Origin of the sequence: Photorhabdus africana (assembly GCF_035181445.1) — a bacterium.
In the GTDB taxonomy this organism is placed as follows: domain Bacteria; phylum Pseudomonadota; class Gammaproteobacteria; order Enterobacterales; family Enterobacteriaceae; genus Photorhabdus; species Photorhabdus laumondii.
The window spans coordinates 16,872-38,157 of sequence record NZ_JAXBVE010000043.1; the positions used below are offsets into that span (position 1 = coordinate 16,872).

General features: G+C 41.7%; 22 protein-coding genes and 2 pseudogenes. 15 read left to right on the forward strand and 9 right to left on the reverse strand.

The genetic code is table 11. The features are described 5' to 3' along the window. Nucleotides 1-230: 230 nt before the first annotated feature. The 4 genes from SLS51_RS19020 (at nt 231) to SLS51_RS19035 (ending at nt 5,821) form a co-directional block, all read left to right on the forward strand. Nucleotides 231-2,561 (forward strand): Tex family protein, encoded by a 2,331-nt coding sequence (locus SLS51_RS19020; protein WP_323840179.1) that lies wholly within the window; start codon nt 231-233, stop codon nt 2,559-2,561. A gap of 412 nt (nt 2,562-2,973) precedes the next feature. Then, entirely contained in the window at nt 2,974-3,207 is a 234-nt protein-coding gene (gene feoA / locus SLS51_RS19025; protein ID WP_011144609.1) for a ferrous iron transporter A, read from the forward strand. 52 nt (nt 3,208-3,259) lie between these two features. Beyond that, a complete protein-coding gene (gene feoB / locus SLS51_RS19030; RefSeq protein WP_323840180.1) occupies nt 3,260-5,572 on the forward strand; it encodes a Fe(2+) transporter permease subunit FeoB in 2,313 nt (770 codons plus the stop codon). A 9-nt stretch (nt 5,573-5,581) separates the two neighbouring features. Beyond that, the gene (locus SLS51_RS19035; protein WP_323840181.1) at nt 5,582-5,821 is read left to right on the forward strand and encodes a FeoC-like transcriptional regulator; all 240 of its coding nucleotides are present in this window, start codon (nt 5,582-5,584) and stop codon (nt 5,819-5,821) included. Between the two features lie 278 nt (nt 5,822-6,099). Here SLS51_RS19035 and SLS51_RS19040 read toward each other — a convergent pair whose 3' ends face one another. Then, nucleotides 6,100-7,242: an MFS transporter gene (locus tag SLS51_RS19040; RefSeq protein ID WP_323840182.1), complete on the reverse strand. Its 1,143-nt coding sequence runs from the start codon at nt 7,240-7,242 to the stop codon at nt 6,100-6,102. A 417-nt stretch (nt 7,243-7,659) separates the two neighbouring features. On the opposite strand from SLS51_RS19040, the gene SLS51_RS24730 reads away from it, so the two are divergent. Next, entirely contained in the window at nt 7,660-7,899 is a 240-nt protein-coding gene (locus tag SLS51_RS24730; protein ID WP_439126892.1) for a FeoC-like transcriptional regulator, read from the forward strand. A gap of 91 nt (nt 7,900-7,990) precedes the next feature. Here the strand turns inward: SLS51_RS24730 and SLS51_RS19045 are convergent, their stop codons facing one another. From SLS51_RS19045 to bioH, 3 genes are all read right to left on the reverse strand, one after another. Next, entirely contained in the window at nt 7,991-8,293 is a 303-nt protein-coding gene (locus tag SLS51_RS19045) for a helix-turn-helix domain-containing protein (protein ID WP_323840183.1), read from the reverse strand. Beyond that, on the reverse strand, nt 8,286-8,618 hold the full coding sequence (locus tag SLS51_RS19050; RefSeq protein WP_112895583.1) for a type II toxin-antitoxin system RelE/ParE family toxin: 333 nt from the start codon (nt 8,616-8,618) through the stop codon (nt 8,286-8,288). Before SLS51_RS19050 ends, SLS51_RS19045 begins: the two co-directional genes overlap by 8 nt. Before the next feature lie 209 nt (nt 8,619-8,827). After that, on the reverse strand, nt 8,828-9,613 hold the full coding sequence (bioH, locus tag SLS51_RS19055) for a pimeloyl-ACP methyl ester esterase BioH (protein WP_323840184.1): 786 nt from the start codon (nt 9,611-9,613) through the stop codon (nt 8,828-8,830). Here bioH and SLS51_RS19060 point away from each other — a divergent pair. Further along, entirely contained in the window at nt 9,613-9,906 is a 294-nt protein-coding gene (locus SLS51_RS19060) for a hypothetical protein (RefSeq protein WP_323840185.1), read from the forward strand. The two genes, bioH and SLS51_RS19060, sit on opposite strands and share 1 nt — an antisense overlap. Nucleotides 9,907-10,081: 175 nt before the next feature. On the opposite strand, the gene SLS51_RS24175 is transcribed toward SLS51_RS19060, so the two are convergent. Beyond that, on the reverse strand, nt 10,082-10,414 hold the full coding sequence (locus tag SLS51_RS24175) for an MFS transporter (protein ID WP_369293953.1): 333 nt from the start codon (nt 10,412-10,414) through the stop codon (nt 10,082-10,084). Nucleotides 10,415-10,470: 56 nt separating this feature from the next. Here SLS51_RS24175 and SLS51_RS19065 point away from each other — a divergent pair, with 56 nt between their 5' ends. Beyond that, the gene (locus tag SLS51_RS19065) at nt 10,471-10,857 is read left to right on the forward strand and encodes a TylF/MycF/NovP-related O-methyltransferase (RefSeq protein ID WP_323840186.1); all 387 of its coding nucleotides are present in this window, start codon (nt 10,471-10,473) and stop codon (nt 10,855-10,857) included. Nucleotides 10,858-10,867: 10 nt separating this feature from the next. Here SLS51_RS19065 and tyrS read toward each other — a convergent pair whose 3' ends face one another. Together tyrS and SLS51_RS19075 are read right to left on the reverse strand one after the other, a co-directional pair. Beyond that, nucleotides 10,868-12,067 (reverse strand): tyrosine--tRNA ligase, encoded by a 1,200-nt coding sequence (gene tyrS, locus SLS51_RS19070; RefSeq protein ID WP_323840187.1) that lies wholly within the window; start codon nt 12,065-12,067, stop codon nt 10,868-10,870. A 180-nt stretch (nt 12,068-12,247) separates the two neighbouring features. After that, nucleotides 12,248-12,376: pseudogene (locus tag SLS51_RS19075) on the reverse strand (pimeloyl-ACP methyl ester esterase BioH); the annotation flags it as partial. Nucleotides 12,377-12,415: 39 nt separating this feature from the next. Here SLS51_RS19075 and gntX point away from each other — a divergent pair. From gntX to glpD, 6 genes are all read left to right on the forward strand, one after another. Then, complete coding sequence (gntX, locus tag SLS51_RS19080; protein WP_323840188.1) at nt 12,416-13,099, forward strand: DNA utilization protein GntX; 684 nt, start codon at nt 12,416-12,418, stop codon at nt 13,097-13,099. 59 nt (nt 13,100-13,158) lie between these two features. Further along, nucleotides 13,159-13,734 (forward strand): Fe-S biogenesis protein NfuA, encoded by a 576-nt coding sequence (gene nfuA, locus SLS51_RS19085; RefSeq protein ID WP_112878442.1) that lies wholly within the window; start codon nt 13,159-13,161, stop codon nt 13,732-13,734. Nucleotides 13,735-13,850: 116 nt separating this feature from the next. Then, nucleotides 13,851-14,186, forward strand: a complete 336-nt coding sequence (gene glpE, locus SLS51_RS19090; protein ID WP_323840189.1) for a thiosulfate sulfurtransferase GlpE — start codon at nt 13,851-13,853, stop codon at nt 14,184-14,186. Nucleotides 14,187-14,194: 8 nt separating this feature from the next. Then, nucleotides 14,195-15,043 carry a rhomboid family intramembrane serine protease GlpG gene (gene glpG / locus SLS51_RS19095; protein ID WP_323840190.1) on the forward strand — a complete coding sequence of 283 codons (849 nt, stop codon included), beginning with the start codon at nt 14,195-14,197 and terminating at the stop codon, nt 15,041-15,043. A gap of 17 nt (nt 15,044-15,060) precedes the next feature. Beyond that, nucleotides 15,061-15,819, forward strand: a complete 759-nt coding sequence (locus SLS51_RS19100; protein WP_113025945.1) for a DeoR/GlpR family transcriptional regulator — start codon at nt 15,061-15,063, stop codon at nt 15,817-15,819. 231 nt (nt 15,820-16,050) lie between these two features. Further along, nucleotides 16,051-17,553: a glycerol-3-phosphate dehydrogenase gene (glpD, locus tag SLS51_RS19105; protein ID WP_323840192.1), complete on the forward strand. Its 1,503-nt coding sequence runs from the start codon at nt 16,051-16,053 to the stop codon at nt 17,551-17,553. A 479-nt stretch (nt 17,554-18,032) separates the two neighbouring features. On the opposite strand, the gene SLS51_RS19110 is transcribed toward glpD, so the two are convergent. After that, nucleotides 18,033-18,263 carry a CopG family transcriptional regulator gene (locus SLS51_RS19110; RefSeq protein ID WP_323840193.1) on the reverse strand — a complete coding sequence of 77 codons (231 nt, stop codon included), beginning with the start codon at nt 18,261-18,263 and terminating at the stop codon, nt 18,033-18,035. A gap of 444 nt (nt 18,264-18,707) precedes the next feature. Between SLS51_RS19110 and SLS51_RS19115 the strand changes: the two genes are divergently transcribed. Continuing rightward, nucleotides 18,708-19,595 carry an alanyl-tRNA editing protein gene (locus SLS51_RS19115; RefSeq protein ID WP_323840195.1) on the forward strand — a complete coding sequence of 296 codons (888 nt, stop codon included), beginning with the start codon at nt 18,708-18,710 and terminating at the stop codon, nt 19,593-19,595. Nucleotides 19,596-20,059: 464 nt separating this feature from the next. Here the strand turns inward: SLS51_RS19115 and SLS51_RS19120 are convergent, their stop codons facing one another. Continuing rightward, entirely contained in the window at nt 20,060-20,614 is a 555-nt protein-coding gene (locus tag SLS51_RS19120) for a hypothetical protein (RefSeq protein WP_011144592.1), read from the reverse strand. Between the two features lie 261 nt (nt 20,615-20,875). On the opposite strand from SLS51_RS19120, the pseudogene SLS51_RS24735 reads away from it, so the two are divergent. Beyond that, nucleotides 20,876-21,017: pseudogene (locus SLS51_RS24735) on the forward strand (IS5 family transposase); the annotation flags it as partial. Nucleotides 21,018-21,286: the final 269 nt, after the last annotated feature.

Consider the following 21,286-nt stretch of genomic DNA (forward strand, 5'->3'; position numbering starts at 1 on the left):
ATTCTAGCTATCCTTTTAGTTTAATTCTGATATTCGGAAACAGCTCATAGCATAACCCGGTAACCCACTTAGGGTTTCAGCGACAACTTTTCACATTTGAGTTCAATCGCGGATGCTATAGCGTAACTCGTCAAAATAAGATTAGACGTAAACTGGAAATTATTTCTCTCAGAACGTATAAAGGGGGTTTTATGAATATTTAAAGCTTATCCACCAGAAGAAAATGCAACATGAATGAATCTCTGAGCCAAATTATTGCAAGTGAGCTACAGGCGCAGCCACAACAGGTACTTTCTGCGATTAGCCTGCTTGATGAAGGGAATACTGTCCCTTTTATTGCACGATATCGTAAAGAGGTCACCGGCGGTCTGGATGACACCCAACTCCGTCAACTTGAAACCCGCCTTAGTTATCTGCGCGAACTGTCGGACCGCCGCCAGACCATTCTTAAATCCATTGACGAGCAAGGCAAGCTGACCCCAGAACTGGCCGAAGCCATTAATGGAACTCTCAGCAAAACAGAGCTGGAAGATCTTTATCTACCATACAAACCGAAACGCCGTACTCGTGGACAAATCGCTATTGAAGCGGGTCTTGAACCACTAGCAGATGCCTTGTGGCAAGATCCACAGCAAGAACCAGAGCAGGTTGCCGCCACCTTTGTTGATACCGATAAAGGTGTGGCTAATACCAAAGCCGCGCTAGATGGCGCGCGTTATATCCTAATGGAACGTTTTGCCGAAGATGCCGCATTATTGGCGAAAGTACGTGACTATCTATGGAAGAATGCCCATCTGGTCGCTAAAGTCGTTGCAGGAAAAGAGGAGGAAGGCGCTAAATTCCGCGACTATTTTGATCATCATGAACCTATTGCACAAGTCCCCTCTCACCGCGCATTAGCTATGTTCCGTGGTCGTAATGAGAACATACTGCAACTTTCGCTAAATGCTGATCCCCAGTTTGATGAACCACCAAAAGAGAGCTATTGCGAACAGATTATTACGCAGCATCTTAATCTGCGCCTGAATAATGCACCGGCAGATAGCTGGCGTAAAGCCGTAGTGAACTGGACCTGGCGCGTTAAGGTATTGCTGCATCTTGAAACTGAATTGATGAGCACCTTGCGAGAGAAAGCGGAAGATGAAGCCATCAAAGTATTCGCCCGCAACCTGCAAGATCTATTGATGGCCGCGCCAGCGGGTATGCGCGCAACAATGGGGCTCGATCCCGGTCTGCGTACCGGTGTCAAAGTAGCTGTTATCGATGCAACCGGCAAACTGATTGCCACAGACACTATCTATCCACACACCGGGCAAGCGGCTAAAGCTGCTGCAAACGTGGCCGCATTGTGTCTCAAACATCAAGTGGAACTGGTCGCCATCGGTAACGGAACGGCTTCCCGTGAAACAGAACGTTTCTTCGCCGATGTGCAAAAACAGTTCTCAGAGATAAAAGCCCAAAAAGTGATTGTCAGTGAGGCTGGGGCATCGGTTTATTCAGCCTCTGAGCTGGCGGCACTGGAATTTCCTGATCTGGACGTTTCACTACGTGGCGCAGTCTCTATCGCCCGTCGCTTGCAAGATCCACTGGCCGAATTGGTGAAAATCGATCCGAAATCCATCGGTGTCGGTCAGTATCAACATGACGTCAGTCAGAGTCAGCTTGCCAAAAAATTGGATGCAGTCGTTGAGGATTGCGTAAACGCCGTCGGCGTGGATCTCAATACCGCTTCTGTTCCACTGCTAACCAGAGTTGCCGGGTTGACCCGTATGATTGCCCAGAATATCATCAACTGGCGCGATGAGAATGGCCGTTTCAATAACCGTGCACAATTACTGAAAGTCAGTCGTCTTGGGCCAAAGGCTTTTGAACAATGTGCCGGATTCTTACGGATTAATCACGGTGATAACCCGCTGGATGCCTCGACCGTTCATCCAGAAGCTTATCCGGTAGTGGAAAAAATTCTGGCGGCCACTGAGCAGAAACTCCAAGAATTGATGGGTAACCCTGCTTCATTACGTGGATTGCAACCTCAGGATTTCACCACCGAGCAATTTGGTGTTCCAACCGTTACCGATATTTTGAAAGAGCTGGAAAAACCTGGCCGAGATCCACGCCCAGAATTTAAAACCGCGACTTTCGCGGAAGGCGTGGAGACCATGAATGACCTGCATCCGGGAATGGTGCTGGAAGGTGCAGTCACTAACGTGACTAACTTTGGCGCATTTGTCGATATCGGCGTTCATCAAGATGGTTTAGTTCATATCTCTTCGCTGTCCAATCGCTTTGTAGAAGATCCTCACACCGTGGTAAAAGCGGGTGATATCGTTAAAGTAAAAGTGTTGGAAGTTGATCTGAACCGCAAGCGCATTGCTCTGACCATGCGTCTTGATGAGCAACCGGGAGAAACCCACTCACGCCGCAGTAACAATAACAATGCACAAACTGACCGCCGCCCTGAACGTAATAACAGGAACCGTAATACTTCCGGTTCTTCTATCTCAGCCGGAAACAGTGCTATGAGTGATGCACTAGCCGCCGCATTTGGAAAAAAACGTTAAGATTCCTATCACTGTAACTTCTATCACTGTAAACAGGTGCGCTGCTTCGGCAGTGCACGTTTCATAGTTCCTGCCAGAAAGAATCCAAACTCACAGATTCATATCAACTCTGAGCAACTAAGTGATTAAATTAACACCAAAAATGAAAATAGGATTAACATTGAAATTAATGTTGGTTATTATTCTCATTTGCAATTATTATGAATTGGATGCAAATCATACTTCATAATAATGAGTATGACTAATTTTCGATATTATACCCTACGGATTTCAAGATGCATCGCGACGGCAAGGGAGCGAATCCCCGGAAGCATAGATAACGATGTGACCGAGGTGAGTGAGTGCAGCCAACAAAGCGGCAACTTGAAAGATAACGGGTATATTTTACTTATCACATATCCCGGAAGGTCATATGCAACTTCTTCCAGACCATAGTTACAAGATCATTGGTTTTTCTCCGAAGATCAGCCCAGCTTACCGACAAAAATTGCTGTCATTAGGTATGTTGCCCGGTTCTTCTTTTCATGTTATCCGCTTAGCGCCTTTTGGTGATCCGATACAAATTGAGACTCGCAGAGTCAGCCTAATTCTGAGAAAAAAAGACTTAGAATTTCTCACATTAGACAGCGTTCAATGCAACGCATAATCCGTTGCAAGCAACGAAACGGTTACTCCTAATCTAATTTGGCACCAACAACATGAAAGCACTGACCATTGGCTTAATTGGCAACCCCAATGCCGGCAAAACGACATTATTTAACCAGCTTACTGGCGCTCGCCAACGTGTAGGCAACTGGGCTGGCGTTACGGTAGAACGAAAAGTTGGCCGTTTTACCACTGCGGACCATAAAATTGAGTTAGTTGACCTACCGGGAACTTACTCTCTGACCACGATTTCCGAACAAACATCACTGGATGAGCAGATAGCTTGCCACTACATCCTGAGCGGTGATGCTGACATGCTGATTAACGTCGTAGATGCTGCTAACCTTGAAAGAAATCTCTATCTGACGTTACAACTGTTGGAATTAGGCATTCCATGCATCGTTGCACTCAATATGTTGGATATTGCTGACAGTCAGCATATCCAAATTGATATTGCCGAACTGGAGCAACGCCTCGGCTGCCCAGTCATTCCAATGGTTTCGACGCGTGCAACTGGAGTGAATGAGCTGAAACGGGCAATTGACCACCATAAGCAGAATTCCGGGCAGTCACTGATTCACTACCCTGATTGCCTGTTGCAAGAAGTTGAGATGTTATCTGGTGCAATTCCAGACACTTTTCATGCTCAACAACGCCGCTGGCTAGCGCTTCAGATGCTTGAAGGGGATATTTACAGCCTGGAACGTTCCGGCCTTGCTACCTCAGTGCTGATTGAATCCAAAGAACGCTTGCAACAACGGCAACATGAAGAGCCCGAACTGGTGATTGCCGATGCGCGCTATCAAAGCATCAATACATTGTGCATGGCCGTGATAGATACCCAAAAAGCCATGCCAAACAAACTCACTCTGGCAATTGACAGAATTATCCTCAATCGTTGGTTAGGTGTGCCTATTTTCCTGACGGTTATGTATTTAATGTTCGTGCTGGCAATTAATATCGGTGGTGCGCTACAACCTATTTTTGACAGTGGTTCTGTTGCTATTTTCATTCATGGGGTTCAATGGCTTGGTCATACCTTAAGTTTTCCAGAATGGCTGACGATTTTCCTCGCACAAGGTCTCGGCGGTGGTATCAACACGGTTTTGCCGCTAGTACCACAAATCGGCATGATGTATTTATTCCTCTCTTTTCTTGAGGACTCCGGTTACATGGCGCGGGCTGCGTTTGTCATGGATCGTCTGATGCAAGTTTTAGGACTACCGGGTAAATCGTTTGTCCCGTTGATCGTTGGCTTCGGTTGCAACGTCCCATCCATTATGGGGGCGAGAACGCTAGATGCGCCGCGTGAACGCTTGATTACGATTATGATGGCGCCCTTTATGTCTTGCGGGGCACGATTAGCCATTTTTGCCGTATTTGCCGCCGCATTCTTTGGCAAAAATGGGGCAACTTTTGTTTTTTCCCTTTATATATTGGGTATTGCAGTTGCTATCCTGACTGGCCTGATGTTGAAATACACCATTATGCGTGGCGAAGCTTCACCATTCGTTATGGAGCTCCCGGTTTACCATATTCCGCATCTAAAAACCTTGCTTCTACAAACATGGCAACGCCTGAAAGGTTTTGTTATCCGTGCCGGTAAAGTAATCGTTATCGCCAGTATGTTCATCGGCGCTCTTAACAGTTTCTCATTCTCTGGTAAGGCGGTGGATAGCATCAACCAATCCGCCCTGGCTTCAGTCAGCAAGGTTATTACGCCTGTGTTACAGCCAATTGGCGTTCACTCTGATAACTGGCAAGCAACTGTTGGTTTGATAACTGGTGCTATGGCAAAAGAAGTGGTCGTTGGGACACTAAATACCCTGTATACCGCAGAAAACATTGCTAATGAACCGTTTAACGCAGATGAGTTCAACCTGTTTGCTGAGCTGAAAGATGCAGTTGGTGAAACCTGGGATAGTTTGAAAGAGACATTCACTCTGAACGTGCTTGCCAACCCGATCGAAGCCAGTAAAGGTGACGGTGAAATGGATAATAGCTCTATGGGAACAATGAGTGCCAAATTTGGCTCCGCTATTTCAGCTTACAGTTACCTGATCTTTGTTCTGTTATATGTACCTTGTGTTTCGGTGATGGGCGCGATCGCTCGTGAAACCAGCCGTGGTTGGATGACATTCTCCATTCTGTGGGGACTGAATGTGGCTTATTCAATTTCAGCCCTGTTCTACCAGATGGTGACTTTCTCACAGCATCCACAAAGCAGCCTGATCATCATTCTGACCGTCGTTACATTTAACGCACTGGTGTTCTACTTCCTACGTCGGGCACGCACCCGCGTAACCATGAAGTTAATCAGCAACCCAGGAAATAGCTGCCACTGCTCCAGTGGAAACTGTCACTAGGAATTGAAAATGATTAGCCTATTACAAGTAAGGGATGCAGTCGCTCTGAATGGGCGGGCAGATGCCAAACTGTTGAGCCACCAGCTTTCTGCTTCATTATCGATGATAGAAGCGATGCTTGAACAACTCACCGTAATGGGCAAATTGGAAAAGATCAATGCAACTGCCTGCCTGAGTGGCAGTTGCAAACAATGCCCTGAAACACAGAAATGTGATACGGCGGTTTATCGGATCGCTGGGGGATGTTAATCATTTAATTGTATTGGTTTTATACGTTTCGTTTAGCTCTTACTTGCGGCTTTCTTTCCTGCCATTCGCAATTTTGCTTCTTGACGAGATAAAAATTATGATTCGCCCACCCCGCCGCTAATTTCTCAAAGGCAGCATCGATTTCTGCCTTTAAATTCTCAGGGATTAAATCTTTCCCGGCCAAGTCCCAATTCAGATTGCTATCCCATGTTTGCTTGGTTTTTCCTTTCAGGTACAAGTCATAGTGTTTTGCATTGATAAAATCAATCTTGCTAGGCTTATTTATGCTTTTTAAATAAAAAATACAGAAATATCACCGCAAGCAGAATGCTTGTTAATTTGAAAGTAAATTCGATAGAAATGAGTTTTGCAGTATACCCACCAATAACCGGCATCAAAATTGCCACTGCAGATGAAATTTTCTGTATATCTCCTGTAGCTTTCCCTACATGCTCAAAACCAATAATATTTCTTACACCGTATCTAATTGCAAAAAACGTCACACCAGAGGCCATACCAACAAGGAAAACCAACAAATAGTATGTGGCATAATGATGTGTTTTTGCGTCTAAAAAACCAAATCCGCAAAAGGCCACAAAATTAATCATAATGGAAAATAACAAAATATTCTTGGCTGACAATTTTTTAAGTAACCAACCAGAAACTCGTGTTCCTACTATGCCACCAACCCCGAGAAGTGAAATTATGTAGCCTATGCTACTTTCATTTTGCCCAATCCTCTCAAAGAAGATACCGAGCATATCGTTGCTAAGAAAAAAGGCTAAGTTTGACAAAGTATAAGCCGAAACAAGTAAATATAAATCCGGTTTGTTTTTCAATTGCTGTATGAATGAGAAACGTTCTACAGCAGTAGGATTTATACCTTCATTTGCATCAAGCCGAAAAGTATCATCAAAGTATGATGTCAACATACCGACTAGGTTAAATGTCATTGATAATAACAGGACAAACCATAATCCATAGTTCGTGTTTAAATATACAACAAACAAGGGAATGACTATTCTGCTAAAGTTGATGATATATCCATAAATTTCATAAAATTTTTGAGACTCATTATCATCTACATTCAATTTTGTGTTTGATATTCCAAGCCCACACCGACAGGTTGTCTTGATTAATGTAATGACATAAAGAAATATAATTGGATCAGCTATAGATAAAAAAGGCATGACAATGCCATTAATAAAGAACAGCAATGTCCTCCAATTTAATACATTTCTGTTGTCAAACAGCTTGCCAAACAATCCACTAGCCACCAAAAATGGAACAGCGAAGCAAGCGCCCAATATCCCCATTTCGGATGGAGTCGCATGCAGGCTATATATAGCTATGATGCTTAAAATAGCGTAATCAAGATAAGTATCAAGTTCATGTACACCTATACTAATGTATTTTTTCATTGGTTATCACCCATATGAGGCTAGCCAGAGGTTGATAGTCCATAATGTCCCCTTTTTAAACTTTAGATTGATATTTACTTATTTCCCGTGAGGGAATTTAAATATAAGCAACAATCTTTCTCCATGTAAATTAGATGTTAAAGTGAAAATTTTATTATTGTGAAACAACTCATGTTTTTTAACCGCCTAATATCTTCATTATTGACTTTAAAAATCATTTAAATACATACACATACCACATAAAAGATTGAATAATATTTTCTCGTATTAATCACGTTGCCTACTTTGCTTTTATTTAGTATGTCTATTTAATAGTACTATTAAATTATTGTCTGATTTATTTGAGATCATTCAGACCGGGATTTTTCGTTTGATTTATACAGAATTATTACTTTTATTCCCTGATTTTTTAACCGATTGATTAAAATAATCTTTATCAGCAACAGCCAATATAGCTGTCACTGTTCCAGTGGAAACTGTCACTATAAAAGGATACTTGAACAAATCACCGTAATGGACAAACTGGAAAAAGTTGATGCAACTGCTTGCCTAAGCGGCAGTTGCAAACAGTGCCCGGAGGTACAGCAATGTGATACGGCGGTTTATCGGATCGCTGGGAGAACTGAGCCATATTATAGAATGGCTAATCATATATAGTTAATCTGAGACAACTCCCCTCTTTTAAAGGGGGGCTTATCAACAATCTGTTGGTCCAAAGAGTCATAAGCCATAACTAAACACATACAATCTATTGACTTACAGGCATTTGGAAAACAAATCTTCCTCCAAGCGCGGCAGCATAGCGGCTTAAAGTATCCAGATTTGGCACACTTTTACCATTTTCCATACGACTAATATTTTGCTTCTGAGTGCCAATCTTCTGAGCAACATCTTGTTGAGTAAGATGTAACGCTTTACGTGCATCTTTAAGCTGTTTCATCAACGCCTTACGGATCTGAATATCGTTATATGCTTCCAGAGTCGCGGCATCTTCTAAGAGAAGCGTTTTGGCTTCAGAAAACGGGATAATATCATAATCATTGTCAGACATTTTTAAGACTCCGTTTAACCTCTTGCATTCGTTGGTTTGCCAGATCGAGCGATTTCTTCGGCGTTTTTTGGGTTTTCTTTTGCAGTATATGAACAACATAAAACTGTTGTCCAACTGCAAAAAAGAAAAATCCCCTCGCAATACCCTCAGAAGCGCTCACTCTTAACTCCTTAAGCCCGTTTCCAATGTCTCTGACTTTAGGCTCTTTTAAATCTGTTCCAGCAGCTTCCAATTCTTCAATGGCTTCAATCATTGAAACTTTGAGACCAACAGGTAGCTTAGAAAGCTCCTTGAATGCCGCTCTTATAATGTTTGCTGAAAACATAAAATTAATCCATTTAATCTATTATCTTAACATGCACACCAAAAGTAATCAAAATAGATGACTTTTATAAGCAAAACAAGCTATCCATTTATAGGCTAATGAGCGCAGATATGCTCCCAATAAAATCACTCAAAAAATTATGCGTACCAACAGCATTCATGCGGCGAACGCTTTACCTTTCCAAATCACGCCAATAAAAATCTGTTATCTCATCGACCTTGCAATGCTTCTCTACTAGCAAATTCAGTCAACAATCCAACAAACTCATCCGGATGAGAAATAAAAGGCGCATGAGCGGCATGGCGCATCATGGCTGAAACTGAACGCTGCCATTTTTCATCAAGAATGTTGATAATTTTTCTTGGCACCAACCCATCCAGATAACCGTAAATCCGCAGGAACGGTATGGTAAGCTCAGCCAAAGACTCCCTTAAATCTTCGGTACGCAAAATTTCCAAGCCAACATGCAGCACTTCAACAGAAGGCATCGGCTGCGCCAGCACAACAGATTTCAGTAATCGCGCATCTTGACGGGCACTGTCAGTACCTAATGTCTGTAAAGCAAGAAAACGCTCAACTGTGCGCTGGAAATCTTTACTAAGCTGATGTTCGAAATCGTGCAAAACTTCCAGCTTAATCCCCGGCCAGTCACTTTCTGCGCTGAAATGTGGTGAAGAAGCCACGGTAATTAATCCGGCAACTTTATCCTGATGGTCAAGCGCTATCCGGCTGGCAACCAGACCTCCCAACGACCAACCTAGCCATAGCGCATTTTCAGGCGCATATCGCCAGACTTCATCCGCCATGTCAGCAAGATTCATCGGGCCATATTTCTGGCTACGGCCATAACCCGGCAAATCCACCAGATGCAAACGAAAATGCGGAGCACATCGCATTTCAATGGAACGCCAAACTTCCGCATTCAACCCCCATCCGTGCAACAACACAAGATCACGCGAACCTTCATCAGAAGTCTGCCAAAACAGATCAGCCATTGTTATTCTCAACTTTATTTGCCATCAAGGAAGAAGTCTATGCTAACAATGGTTGGGTACTGTTGGCTATGCCATCAGCCTCTTTGGTTTCCACATCATGGAGTATGCAGCTTTTGCAACAAGCGGCTGAAACGTTTGACAAACATGTACCCGTGCTGTGCTCTACCCTCAGAACTCCCGTCACTGCCTTGTGGACGCTGCCTCAAAAAACCGCCTCTATGGGAGAATATGATATACCCTATGGATTTCAAGATGGATCGCGACGGCAAGGGAGAGAATCCCCAGGAGCATAGGTAACTATGTGACCGGGGTGAACGAGTGCAGCCAACAAAGAGGCAACTTGAAAGATAACGGGTATAGCGATTACCGACTATTGCCCACCATTGAGCGGCCTGATCCGTCGCTATAAATATCACTAGAGAATAGATTAAAAGATTTAAGTCAAAGAAAGTGTAAAATGAAAAATAATTACCATTGTTTTATATAGGCACGCTTTACAACTAGAAGTATAAAATAAGAAAAGGAAATTGCGACGATAAGAATGAGAAAAATATAAGGGGATTTATAATATGAAATTAAATATCCCATCAGAACAGGACTGACAGCTGCACCCAAACTGCCTAGGTTTTGTATTGCGAAGTAATGCCCCCTTAACCCCTCAGGTGCTATACTGTCAGTAAGCGCGTAAAGGACGGGGATAAAAATGATCTCTCCCAACGAGAAAGAAAATATTGCAATTATCCAATAAATCAAGTTCTGTTCAGAATAGATAAAACCCAAAATACCGAGGATAAAAAAAATTACTCCTCCCGTTTCATAATGAAGTTCATGGCATCAGTATTGAAGGAAGGGAAGCGGTGTTTAGGGAAGGTGATTTCGCAGGTTCTCTTCAGGAAGTAAAAAATAATATTATAAAATATGGTAATATCAGTTCCTGTACATTTATTAAAGGGTGGTTTGAAATATCCTTAGCTAATTGGTCACGACCAATAGCTGCAATCTATCTGGATGTCGATCTTCAAAAATCAACTCGCGACTGTCTCAAATATCTATATCCATGGTTGACACCAGGTGGTAGTCTTTATTCACAAGACGGCCACTTACCACTTGTTCTTGATGTTTTTGAGGATGTGAATTTTTGGCTCAATGAAATAGGTACTCTGCCACCTATAGTAGTGGGTATCAGGAAAAAGAAACTAATAAAAATAACAAAACCTGATACACCTTCTCTACCACTACTTTAATAATATTCCTTCAACTGCCAATACGGAATTTATATCGTTTACCTATCCATATAAGCGTGCCCGGGATAACCTCAATATTTTTAATTTCATCATCTTCTTTACTTCTATCAACACGAACAGCCCCTGAACGAATTAATCGCCTTAGTTCAGAACGGCTTATCGCTGGCAAGGCTACTGAACAAAGATCCAGCAGTGTTATATAAGAGCCTTTTGGTAAAATCAATACATCATGATCAGCCTCTTCAGGTGTCCGCTTTTGTACTACACGCTCAAAATGCTCAGTGGCCTCCTTTGCAGATATGTCATCGTGATATCTTTTAACAATATTATAAGCGATATCTTTTTTGATCTTCATTGGGTTAAGGCCCAGTTCTAGTTGACTGACTATCGCAGATTGTTTTTCTGCCTCCATGTCTGTAGCAAGTGTCAAATAATTGATAATGGCACTGTCAGGAATTGACATTACTTTGCCATACATATCATTTGCATTATCAGTTAACCCAATATAATTATTTTTTGACTTACTCATTTTTTCAATGCCATCTAGCCCTTCTAATAATGGCATTGTTATTACTATTTGCCCTTTTTTCTCATAGGCTTCTTGAAGTGTTCTCCCTACCAAGTTATTAAATAACTGATCTGTTCCACCAAGCTCGATATCAGCATCAATCATAACTGAGTCATATCCCTGCAAAATAGGGTAAATAATCTCATGCAAATGGACTGGTGCTTTTGATTCAAATCGGGTTTTGAAATCATCTCGGTGCATGATTTGTGCAAGAGTGATTTTAGAGATTAACTTTATGACATTACTGAATGGCATATTGTTAAACCATTCTGAGTTTTTCCTTATTTCAATATTTTCGATATTTATAACTTTTGCAAGCTGATTTATATAAGTCTGACTGTTTTTATTAATTTGCTCAGGTGTTAATGGCGGACGAAGCTTATTTCTCCCCGTCGGGTCACCAATTCCAGCCGTAAAATCCCCGATGATAACAACAATCCGGTGTCCTTCATCCTGAAAATCTTTAAGCTTTTGTAATACAACCGAATGGCCCAAATGTAAATCAGGTGCAGTCGGATCAAAGCCTAATTTTATTGTCAGTTTTCTATTTTCTTGTCTTGCAAGAGCAAGTTTATCCTGTAGTCCTGCGGGTGGCTCCATAATTGCGATGTTTGAAAGTAACTTATCAATATTTTCTTTCATATAGTTAACCTAAATAATTACGTTTATTAATGATGAATAAAACAACTTTATACCATGTTTATAACAATCTCTATTGTCAAGTAAATAGTTATTCATTCTGGTCTTATTGCATTAACGGCGATGTAGTACGCAAAAATATGTCGTTTGTTTTTTAATTAGGTCGTCTTGTCCTCTTTGGTGATGCAAACGAAAATGCGAAGCACATCGCATTTCAATGGAACGCCAAACTTCTGCATTCAACCCCCATCCGTGCAGCAACACAAGATCACGCGAACCTTCATTAGAAGTCTGCCAAAACAGATCAACCATTGTTATTCTCAACTTTATTTGCCATCAAGGAAGAAGTCTATGCTAACAATGGTTGGGTACTGTTGGCTATGCCATCAGCCTCTTTGGTTTCCACATCATGGAGTATGCAGCTTTTGCAACAAGCGGTTGAAACGTTTGATAAACATGTGCCCGTGCTGCGCACTACCCTCAGAACTCCCGTCACTGCCTTGTGGACGCTGCCTCAAAAAACCACCTCTATGGGAGAATATGATAGCGATTACCGACTATTGCCCACCATTGAGTGGCCTGATCCGTCGCTATAAATATCACCGCACCCCACAACTTGCGTCAGTTCTGGCGCGTCTGTTTCTACTGCACTGGCAACAGGGCTATCGTGATGGAAGATGGTATAAACCCAACATTCTGCTCAGTGTGCCACTGCATCGACACCGACGATGGAAACGGGGATTTGATCAAAGTGTATTAATGGCAAAGCAGTTATCAGAATGGCTACAATGCGATTACCAGCAAAGCTTTCTACAGCGGACGCATGCTACACTACCGCAAAGAAATTTATCGGCAGCACGGCGTAAAATTAATCTCAGGAAAGCATTTCAGCTTTGTGGCTCCGTTACGGGACAACATGTCGCCATACTTGATGATGTGATTACCACCGGTGCGACCATGACTGAAATTTCCCGTTTGTTAATTCGTGCTGGCGCCCGTTCAGTGCAGGTTTGGGCGATCTGTCGAACCTTGTAGTCAATACGAGAATGGGCGTATTATAACCAATTATAGCAGTCAACTATTGAGCAAATGATATGATTAATATTACTGAAGCAGCGCAAGCTCATTTTGCCAAATTACTGGCAAACCAAGAACCTGGCACACAAATTCGCGTATTTGTCATCAATCCAGGTACACCTACCGCTGAGTGTGGCGTATCTTACTGCCCGCCTGATGCCGTTGAAGCGACAGATACTGAACTGAAATTTGATCAACTGTCAGCTTACGTTGACGAACTGAGCGCCCCCTTCCTTGAAGAAGCAGAAATTGATTTTGTCACCGATCAGTTAGGCTCTCAGCTAACATTAAAAGCCCCTAACGCCAAAATGCGTAAAGTTTCTGACGATTCCCCACTTGTCGAACGTGTGGAATATGTTTTGCAGTCACAAATTAATCCACAATTAGCCGGTCACGGTGGTCGCGTTAGCCTGATGGAAATCACTGATGATGGTTTTGCTATCCTTCAATTCGGCGGCGGCTGTAATGGCTGTTCAATGGTTGATGTCACCCTGAAAGAAGGGATTGAAAAAGAGTTGCTGAACATGTTCCCAGAACTAAAAGGGGTAAAAGACTTAACTGAACACCAGCGCGGTGAACACTCTTATTACTGATAATGTATTACTAATAACGTATTACTGATAACAAATTTTCCCGTTCGGATAATCGTCGGGAAAACATTATTACAATAATAACCAACGGGATAAGTTCTAAGAGCAATTCAATATATATGGAACATTTTCAAGCTATCAGCCCTGAGCAGGCTTATCAACACTGGCAGAATAAATCCGCTACTATGGTGGATATCCGTGATCCACAGAGTTTCCGGGCAGGTCATGCGTGTGGCGCTTTTCATTTAACCAACGACACATTGAATGAATTTATGTTACAGGCCAATTTCGAGCAGCCGGTTATGGTCATGTGTTATCACGGCCATAGCAGCCAGAGTGCCGCTCAGTATTTATTAAACATCGGTTTTGAAACTGTCTACAGCATTAATGGCGGCTTTGAAGCCTGGCGCAGAGACTATCCTCACGCTGTTGACTCCTTACATAATCCGGCATAACACACCCCATGATCCGCGTAATCGCTATTTCAAACCCGCGTCTAGCGCAAGCCTTTATCGATTATATGGCAACCCATCAGGTCCATCTCACTATGCGCCCCAGTCACGATGAGCAACACGTCGAACTGTGGCTAGAAGATGACACTAAACTGACTCTAGTTCAGCAAGAGCTGGCGCAATTTACCCGCGATCCGCTAAATGAACGTTATCAAGCGGCCAGTTGGCAATCTGGCGATGTGAATCACCCATTGAAGTACCACAATAATCTGAATTGGCAATATTTAAGTCGTCAGGCTGGCCCATTAACTATTACGGTTTTGCTCCTAAATATTGTCGTTTATCTCTGGATGCAATTTGCCGGGGATTATCAGGTGATGTCCTGGCTGGCCTGGCCTGACGATAGCCAACATATGGAGCTATGGCGCTGGGTCACCCACGGCTTACTGCACTTCTCACTACTGCATATCATCTTTAATCTCATGTGGTGGTGGTATCTTGGTGGGCAAACAGAAAAGCACCTCAGTACAGGAAAACTGTTTGTCATTATGATTGTTTCCGCTGTTTTCAGCGGCTGGGGACAATCATTATTCAGTGGTTCTCATTTTGGCGGCCTTTCTGGTGTTGTTTACGCTTTAATTGGTTATGTCTGGCTAACCGGTGAACGTGCGCCCGAACGTGGTATTGGCATTCCCCGTGGTTTGATGGCTTTTTCGATCTTCTGGCTGATGGTTGGATACTTCGATGCATTTGGACTATCGATTGCCAACGCCGCCCATTTCTCCGGTTTAATTATCGGTTTACTGATGGCGTTGTGGGATAACCGTCATACATTCAAAAATAATAACCGACATTTTTAGAAACTTAGAGGACTATCGTGAAGCAAACTCAACGGCATGATGCAATAGTTGAGCTGGTGCGCCTTCAGGGCTACGTCAGCACTGAAGAGTTGGTTGAACACTTTAATGTCAGCCCCCAGACTATCCGCCGTGATTTGAACGACCTGGCAGATAAAAACAAAATACAGCGGCATCACGGCGGTGCCGCGTTGCCATCAAGTTCAGTTAATACTGCTTATCACGATCGCAAGATCATGTGGTCAGAAGAGAAAGCACGTATTGCACAACGTGTTGCTAGCCATATCCCGGATGGCGCAACGCTGTTTATTGATATTGGCACCACACCCGAAGCGGTCGCTCACGCATTGTTAAATCATAAAGGTCTGCGAATTGTCACTAACAACCTCAACGTCGCTACTCTGTTGATGACAAAAGAGGACTTCCGTTTAATCTTGGCGGGTGGGGAGATTCGTTCCCGTGATGGTGGGATTATCGGTGAAGCCACACTGGATTTTATTTCTCAGTTTCGGCTTGATTACGGCATTCTCGGCATCAGCGGCATTGACATGGATGGCTCACTACTGGAATTTGATTACCATGAAGTACGCATAAAACGCGCAATTATCGAAAACTCCCGTTGCGTTATGTTAGTCACTGATCATTCTAAATTTGGCCGCAATGCTATGGTCAATCTAGGCAATATGAACCTCATTGATCACCTATTTACTGACCAACTTCCCCCGCCAAGCATCCATAAAGTGATTGAGCAGCATAACGTACAGCTCGAACTCTGCTAAGAATTTTCTCTATATTCGGGGGATAGCGCTATCCCCTACCTCCCTTTATCGCACCACAATTAAGCTTCTTTATTAATACTATTTAAATTATATGGATATAACAATATTTGTTATCCATATCACGTGAACATGTTTTTTCTTGACAAATAGTTGGCTATTAATCGATTTCTGATTACAATTGTGAGCGAAAACGAGCATTAAAGAACTGTTTCGAACATTTTAGGGGGATGCATGGAAACTAAAGACTTGATTGTGATCGGCGGCGGGATCAACGGCGCCGGAATTGCGGCAGATGCTGCTGGCCGGGGGCTCTCTGTTCTGTTGCTGGAAGCACAAGACTTAGCCAAAGCCACGTCATCCTCCAGTTCAAAATTGATCCACGGTGGCTTGCGCTATCTAGAACATTATGAATTCCGTTTGGTCAGCGAAGCACTGGCAGAACGTGAAGTTTTACTGAACCTTGCACCACACATCGCTTTTCCGATGCGTTTCCGCCTGCCGCACCAGCCACATTTGCGTCCAGCATGGATGATCCGCGTTGGCCTGTTCCTCTATGACAATTTGGGTAAACGTGTCAGCCTGCCTGGCAGTAAAGGGCTAAAATTCGGGGCCAATTCTGTTCTGAAACCAGAATTGGTCCGTGGCTTTGAATATTCTGACTGCTGGGTTGATGATGCTCGTTTAGTTGTCCTTAACGCTCAAGAAGTCAAAAAACGTGGCGGGGAAGTCCGTACCCGAACAAAAGTGACCCGTGCATGGCGCGAACAAGAGGGTTGGATGGTTGAAGCCGAAGATCTGCGTACAGGTAAGACCTATACTTGGCGTGCAAAAGGTCTGGTTAATGCTACCGGCCCCTGGGTTAAAGAATTCTTTGACGATGGCCTGAAATTGAAATCACCTTATGGTATTCGCCTGATCAAAGGCAGCCATATTGTGGTGCCAAGAGTGCATGATGAGCCGCAAGCTTATATTCTGCAAAACGAAGATCATCGTATCGTATTTGTTATTCCTTGGATGGATGAATTTTCCATTATCGGAACCACCGATGTGGAATATCAAGGTGATCCAAAAGAAGCGAAGATTGACGATCAGGAGATTAATTATCTGCTGAGAGTTTATAACGACCACTTCAAGAAACAACTTAGCCGTGATGATATCGTCTGGACCTATTCTGGTGTACGTCCACTGTGCGATGATGAATCCGACTCACCTCAGGCCATTACGCGCGACTATACCCTTGATATTCATGATGAACAGGGCAAAGCGCCATTACTGTCTGTGTTTGGTGGTAAGTTAACCACCTACCGTAAACTTGCAGAACACGCAACCGAGAAGCTGATGCAATACTATCCCAATGTCGGAGAAGCCTGGACCAAAAATGGTCAGTTACCGGGGGGTAATTTGGAAGGGTGCGATCGTGATGGTTACGCCCGTTTATTGCGTAAACGTTACAACTGGTTACCGGAAGGTGTTGCTGTACGTTATGCGCGTACTTACGGCAGCAACAGCGAGCTTATTCTGCAGGGTGCGAATAATCTGACCGATCTAGGTGAATGCTTCGGTCACGGCCTGTATGAAGCAGAACTTCGTTATCTGGTCGATAATGAGTGGGTTGTTGAACTGGATGACGCAATCTGGCGCCGTACCAAACTGGGTATGTGGCTGAAAGAAGAGCAAAAGCAACGCATTGCGGCATGGTTGGCGGAGAATGCTAAACCACGTACTGAGATTTGATTTTTATTCACAGAAAATCATTGATCTTCCCGTTTAGAAAACACGATTACCGCGAGAATATTAAAACCTTTCTCGCGGTTTTTATTGCGTAGAATTTATATCCGATTTCTCCCTCCAACGTTATATCAATCTTTCCAATTCCTGATTGACACATAAATTAGCCAAATATTATATATATTCAGTGTAAAACACTGCCTCATGTTCCCTGTTGGAGCAATTAGCCACGAACATTTTAAGATTCTTATATAAACAATACTTTTGATTCTTTTATATTATGAAGAAGTCTATAAAAATATTAATCTATTTTTGAGCTAGACAGTTCGTAAGGAAGAATAACACCAGCACTATCTTTAAAATCATTAGGGTTTCTAGTGATCAATAACCACCCATTTTGCTAACCCGTTGCCCAAATGTTAGCTTGTTCATATTCATTTAAATAATCAATATATTAGTATCGAATAGCGACTTCATAGCAATCATTACCATTCTTCGCGTAACTTACCTTGATGTTCCAATCCATCCAACTTTTTATCCCCCCATAAACCAAAAACGCTACTATTCTGTTCTGGAATATTAACATCAAGATAAGTATCTATTGCTCTTCGGAGCTGTACAGCATGTGACTTATCAGGAGAACATTCCTCTACAATGTCAAGTTTTCTAATCGTTTCTTCCAGAAGATGTATATTAATTCCTGCCATAGCAACCATACTTTATTTCCCCCTGCCCCATATACTTTATCAGTTTAACTATTTATTTTTAAAATAAAAAATTATCGCGACAGTTAAAAAAACGGATTTTACCCTTAAAATCGTTATTGACTATGTAGGTAAAACATAAAAACATTCCAACTTTTCCACTTGCAACAATGCTCTAAGTATCCTATAAATAAGTTGACTATACACATATTGATCTTATTTATCCAATTCTGGTAGTCAGCAAGAAAGATTACCTATAACGTTTAAAACGAATAGTAATATGATATAAGATTACATGACATCTTGATTAGCAAAAAAAATCATCATCTTTGGATAATAGAGGTTTAAGCTAAAAATAAAATAACAATAAGATTTAGTCCTGTTTTGGCAAGAATTACATTAACAAAATACCCTGTAATAATAGGTATCAGAAAACTATAACTAGCGAGATGTTACATGGCTACTGATATGAATATTAATGAACTCTTAAAAGCAGAAGCTTCATTTATGCTGGGAACCCTGATGTTAGAATCCAACATTATCGAGGTTATGAAGTACGAAAGTGGCACCATTTTGATAACCCAAGATAGTCCATTCTACCCGAAGAACTATAAGTGGCCAGACCAACTACATGATAATGGAATAATTTCAATAGGCGATAAAGAACTTGCTGTGACAAAAGTTTACACTGCGGGCCTTATTGATGGTCATTTATATATAGACCAGGAAATAACGAAACAAGCAACGTCACCAGAAAAAATTATGCCAGCACACTACTTACCTGATTTACACGGAATTTCAGAAAGAGACCTCATAGGGAAAACGGTAACTCTATCTGTGAACGATGAAACAAGGTATAAGGTAAGTGCTGCACACTCGATGGCCCACTTTATGTCCCTTGCTTTAAATAAAGCAACACATCATATATGGTCCAAAGTATACGATACCGATGATTTGGGAAACTATAATTTAGATAAAGCCGCCATTTACCAATCTTCTATTACAGAGCTTCGATCCGTTGATATTTATCGATTTGGTAAATCACTCAGAAAGAAAGGATTTGATAAAAATATATTAATTGAAAATCTGGATAAAATTAATAGAGAAGTTAATAACACACTCAATAATTGGTTATCTCAGGGTGCGGAAATAAACATTGAATATAAATCAAAAAATATTAATGATACCAGATTATGGAAATCTGCAATTGACTCCACGGTGGTCACTATCCCATGCGGAGGCACACATATAAATAATATTAATGAAGTCAAAGACGTAAATGTTGAAATAAAAATCGGTGAATCTGCTGATTTTATTCAAGTAACAACTCATTGCAAAATATAGAGCCTCTATTTCATTTATTTTTATATCATAATGGGCCAAAATTGGCCTGTTATCAATAAATTTATGCTAAGATTATGACATATTATAACTATCAAACATCTCTAATCTAAAGTTTATCATTTACAATAAATAAGAAACTTATCATAAATCTATTTTATTTTCTATTTGATAAGGATTTAATGGCTAATGGAATAACTACAAAAAAATAAGGGTGAAAATTTTCAAGTTATTTCTTATAGCCTATATTCTTCATCTTTTTACACAAATATAACAAAATAATTTCATGAATATACTTCTATACCCAATGGATTTCAAGATGCATCGCGACGGCAAGGGAGCGAATCCCCGGGAGCATAGATAACTATGTAACCGAGGTGAGTAAGTGCAGCCAACAAAGAGGCAACTTGAAAGATAACGGGTATAAATAAATTAAATACTTCTCTATTGTTCTACCATAAGAAATATCAATCCTTCTGTAATACATCTTTGACAGTATATCCTTGATTGGGATGATTCGGTGTCTGTGGAAATGCCATCATTAGATTCTGCTTATTAAGCAGTGGTTTTATATGGCGCTGTCTGAGATTCTTTGCAGAACGATTAAGTAGTATGCCTAACACATCAATACGGATATAGTGAGATTGACAAAGTTTCATAATAATCGATTGCATTTGTTCTAGATCTAATCGACGATTTTCATAAGCTGGTTTAGCAATTTCTCGCAATTTTTCTCTTAAATCGGATGTTATGTACTTTAAGTCATCAATAAATGGCAGGCTAAACGATGAAGGAGCAAGACGCCCTAACTCATCTCGGTGGATTTGAATACCTGAATATGAATGAGGCAAGCTAGATTCCTTATGGGGTAAGTCCAATTTATTATTAATATTATTTATTGTTCCAGCAGAGAAAAGTTCTTCAGGGCTTGGTAACGACATACCCGGCAATGTATAAGACTTATTACGCTTCTCACCTGATGAGACTAAAAATCCTTTATTCTCAAGGCGAGGAAAGGCCAAAGTGACTTCTCGGGAGTGTAGCGTTGTTAACTCACAGGCCCGCTGATGATTAGGCTGTGTCCCGCAATAGGCTGAGATAGAATAATCTATCTGGCTCTGACTTTCGGAAAAAACATGTTATGGCTCATTACGACCTTCCTGATGAAGCATGGGAGTGATTGCTCCCCTTATAACCGGTTAAAAAGTCAGGGAATAAAAGTGATAATTCTCTATAAATCAAATGAAAAAGCGTGGTCAGATGGACGGGTTAAATTCGACCATGAAACGTATCGAAGAAGAAATGTTGTAGAAAGATGTATTGGTCGACTCAAAGAGCATCGTCGCATCGCCACCCGTTATGAAAAGACAGCACGCTATGGTGAAATTAGGTTGTATCTGCTTATTTCTTAAGGCCATAATTTAGTTGAGGGACATAACCTAGAAATCGGATTTATGCCTCAGAAAAATCAACAGAGTGATCCAGCGCAAGCAACAGACCATCTTTCTGAAAAATTGAGGCTGTAATTTAAATAGTTACTTAACGGCGTGTACTATTCCGTTGTTTCTGAACCCTATTATTGCTTCATATACAGGATCTTAAGAATTAAGTCGTTCAAAACACGCATCCAATGTTTTGTTTTTAGACGACTTTCTTTGCGGTGTTTTGAATGCATTCTGGGATAAATAGGCTTT